The organism is Oleiphilus sp. HI0117, from assembly GCF_001635235.1.
The window spans coordinates 1-954 of the sequence record NZ_LWGA01001403.1; the positions used below are offsets into that span (position 1 = coordinate 1).

General features: G+C 44.5%; 1 pseudogene. It reads right to left on the minus strand.

The window, feature by feature from the left end:
• Positions 1-954 (minus strand): annotated as a pseudogene (locus A3757_RS23755) (threonine--tRNA ligase); the annotation flags it as partial.

A 954-nucleotide genomic window follows, 5' to 3' on the forward strand; every position in this document is an offset into this window, starting at 1 on the left:
GCAAGACGTAAGGGCAACTCCTTATAACTCTTCAAGCCTTGATTAAATACCTGAACGTGGCATGGGCAGTTCATCGGCTTGATTGCAAAGTCTGCGTTCTCTGAGTGAGTAGTAAACATCTGCTCACTAAATTTATCCCAGTGGCCCGACTTCTCCCATAGCGTACGCTCAACCACTTGAGGCGTCTTAATTTCTTTATAACCATACTTGCGCTGCTTGGTACGCATGTAGTTTTCGATAGTCTGGTAGATACTCCACCCCTTGTCATGCCAGAAGACCATACCTGGCGCCTCATCCTGCATGTGGAATAAGTCTAACTTCTTACCTATTTTACGATGGTCTCGCTTTTCGGCTTCTTGTAAGCGATTCAAATATTGCTTTAGCTGCTTCTTATCTGCCCAAGCTGTACCGTAGATACGCTGCAACATTTTGTTGTCAGAATCGCCACGCCAGTACGCGCCAGAAATACGCATTAGTTTAAAATGATGGCAGAATTTCATGTTCGGCACGTGAGGGCCGCGGCACATATCTATATATTCTTCATGGTGATACAAAGCTGGCGTATCGGTCTTGGCGATATTTTCGTCAAGAATTTCCATTTTATAAGTTTCACCACGCGCTTCGAAAGCATCTCGTGCTTCTTGCCAGCTTACGGTCTTCTTAACAACGTCATAGCTCTTCTTAGCAAGCTCAAGCATACGCTTCTCGAGGGCTGCCATATCTTCTTCAGTGAGACGATGCTCTAAATCAACATCATAGTAGAAGCCATTTTCAATCGTTGGGCCAATCGCCATTTTGACATCAGGCCAAAGCTGCTTAATTGCGTGACCAACAAGGTNAGCGCATGAGTGACGCAATATTTCAAGGCCATCTTCATCTTTTGCAGTGATAATACTTAGTGTGGAATCTTCTAGAATCAACTCACAAGCATCGACCAATACATCATTTACGCGA